The 2,532-nt window shown below is 65.0% G+C and carries 4 protein-coding genes; 1 reads left to right on the top strand and 3 read right to left on the bottom strand.

Translation table 11 applies throughout. The annotated features are described in order from the left end of the window. On the bottom strand, positions 1-609 hold a 609-nt coding region (locus HY726_07865; GenBank protein ID MBI4608907.1), incomplete at its 3' end, for a sigma-54-dependent Fis family transcriptional regulator. A gap of 724 nt (positions 610-1,333) precedes the next feature. On the opposite strand from HY726_07865, the gene HY726_07860 reads away from it, so the two are divergent. Further along, a complete protein-coding gene (locus HY726_07860; protein MBI4608906.1) occupies positions 1,334-1,621 on the top strand; it encodes a hypothetical protein in 288 nt (95 codons plus the stop codon). Positions 1,622-2,038: 417 nt separating this feature from the next. Here the strand turns inward: HY726_07860 and HY726_07855 are convergent, their stop codons facing one another. Together HY726_07855 and HY726_07850 are read right to left on the bottom strand one after the other, a co-directional pair. Next, positions 2,039-2,359, bottom strand: coding sequence for a UPF0175 family protein (locus HY726_07855; protein ID MBI4608905.1), 321 nt, complete (start codon positions 2,357-2,359; stop codon positions 2,039-2,041). Further along, positions 2,356-2,511 (bottom strand): hypothetical protein, encoded by a 156-nt coding sequence (locus tag HY726_07850; GenBank protein ID MBI4608904.1) that lies wholly within the window; start codon positions 2,509-2,511, stop codon positions 2,356-2,358. Before HY726_07850 ends, HY726_07855 begins: the two co-directional genes overlap by 4 nt. Positions 2,512-2,532: the final 21 nt, after the last annotated feature.

The raw sequence follows: 2,532 nt of genomic DNA, 5'->3' as shown, positions 1-2,532 counted from the left end.
GCGCCGCTCCTGCACGAGCCCGGCCAGGTCCGGGTTGGTGGCCGCCAGGATCCGCGCATCCACCGTCCGGGTCCGTGACCCGCCCAGCGGCTCGATCTCGCCCCCCTGGAGGACCCTGAGGAGCTTGGCCTGGGTCGCCGGGGCGAGATCAGCCACCTCGTCCAGGAAGAGCGTCCCCCCGTCGGCCAGCTCGAAGCGGCCGGGCTTGCGGGAGAGGGCGCCCGTGAAGGCGCCTTTTTCGTAGCCGAAGAGCTCGGATTCCAGGAGCCCCTCGGGGATCGCCGCGCAGTTGACGGTGATGAGGGGGCGCCCGGCCCTGGGGCTCCCGGCGTGGATCAGGCGCGCGAGGCACTCCTTGCCCGTGCCGCTCTCGCCCTGGAGGAGCACGGTCGCATCCGAGGCCATCACCTGGCGCGCGAGATCGAGGACGCGCTTCATCGCCGGGCTCTCGGCGATCAGGGGCCCGGGGGCCTGAAGCCTGCTGAGCCCGGCCTCCAGGGTCCGGGCGCGCTGGGCCAGGGCCTGCTTCTCCGCGGCCCGGCGGAGGACCTCGAGCAGGTGGTCGCTGTCGATGGGCTTCGTCAGGAAGTCCCAGGCCCCGTGCTTCATCGCCTCCACGGCCTCGGGGATCGAGCCCTGGCCGGTGAAGACGATGACCTCGACTCCGGGCTAAGGCGCTTGACCGCGCGGAGGAGGCCCAGGCCGTCGAGGCCGGCCTGGCCGTCGGCGCCGAGGTGGACCTCTCGTAGCCCCGCTTTCTCTGTCGGCGACGTGCACCTGGACTCGCCAGTCCGCCGAGGGGGAGCGGATCGTGAGCGTGCCGCCACCGGCCATCGCCTCGACCGCGTTCCTGAAGAGGACAACCGTCACTCGGGGTCCGTATTGACCGCACCTCCTTGTACGCATACCATTGTGCTATGCCAGGCGCCAGGGTGTACTGGACGCTGGTGTTCACCGCGGCCAGTCTCGAGTACTTGGCAGAACGCCATATCGAGGCGGCGGATGTTGTGGACGCTGTGTACGGACGGAACGGGCCGGCGCGGGTACGCCGGACGGGTCGCGGTGTCCGGCAGCGTTGGTTCGTGGTCGCTCCACTGGACAGCGGCGAACTCGTAACGTGCGTGTTCCGGGCCGCGCGACCGCGGGACCTGGGCGCGGAGGACGTTTTTGTCATTTCGCGGGCAGGGCGGCCGGAACATCCAGGTAAGTTCGATTCATCGATGCGGTTCTGCGTGAGTGCCCGGGTGTCCGATGAGGACGAGAGCCGGAGCTATCACCGCTGGCGCGGCGGCAAGGGAGGTCTGTAGTGCGTACAGCAGCCAAGAAGGGCAGGATGCCAACCTTCAGGAGCGATCGAGAAGAACGGGACTTTTGGACGCGCCACAGCGTCGAGGAGTTTGCCAAGAATCTAGCGGATCTGGACGTCGAGATTCGACCGCCACGCACGGAGCAGATCGCGCTACGTCTCTACAAGGCGGACCTCCAGGCGCTCCGCTCGCTTGCGGCCGAGCGCGGCGTCGGACACACCACGTTGGCGAGGACTGTCCTCGAAGGATGGCTCGCGCAGTCGCGAGGCAAGATCAAAGGGACACGTCGTCAGCAGGTCCGCCGCCCAGCGTGACGTCGTCCAGTTCAGTCCACCGCGGTCAACGACGGACCAGCTGAGCGGAAGTCGCCAGGGTGGCTCGCCCTATGGTACCCCCGGGGCGATTGTCCCACCCCGGTTTTAGAACCCGCCCGGGGCCATTGCCACTGAACCCCCACCGCAACTGCGACCTGGCGTTTTTCTCTCGGGCGTGCGGCTCGCCATTTTCTCCGGCCCCACGCGAGGTTGGCAAAGATCCCGGCTGAGCCATCGCAACACCCACCGCAACACCAGCGCAACTTCGCTCCGCGAGTCCGATCGTCTTCCGTCGTGGCGTTCGGCCAATCCCCCATCCCAGCCGCCAGGCCAACGAAAAACCCCTCGGCAAGTTCGCCACTTCCCGAGGGCCATGCTGTCGCGGGGAGTCTTATGAGCCCCTGCTCTGCCTCTGAGCTACACCGCCACCTTCTTATAAAGCCGCGCCATATCCTCTTCTAGTTCGCTGAGGTCATATTGGCCAGGGACCTTTTTTTGTCTGAGGTATTCCATCATTTCGCGAACGCTCACCTCTGCTTCCATCGCCGCGCGTTCCAATGTCAGCTTCCGCTCGCCATAAAGCCTTGCAGCATGGTCTTTCTTCCAGTCGGCAACTGCGCGATACAAGAGTTTCCTGATTGTTGCTGAGCGGTCCGACTGCTCTACCTCTTCTATCTTTCGCAGAGCCTTCAGGAGCTGCCGTGGCAGGCGGGCAGCGACAAGCTCTTCCTTTTTCATTTTCTTACCTCCTGTGCTTTTCGAAGAACCTCAACAATGACCGCGGGTGAAACCCAGAGAACCTTACTGAGGTCGGTGAGGATCGAAACGAGCCCCTCGTACCTGATGAGTCCTTTGATAACGGCTTCGTAAGGAATCATGAGCGTTCCCATGTGTTCTATGCCCAAAGCCCT

It is taken from the genome of Candidatus Rokuibacteriota bacterium (genome assembly GCA_016209385.1).
GTDB lineage: Bacteria > Methylomirabilota > Methylomirabilia > Rokubacteriales > CSP1-6 > JACQWB01.
The sequence above is the reverse complement of the archived record's forward strand: the minus strand, read 5'-3'. Positions and strand labels throughout refer to the sequence as shown.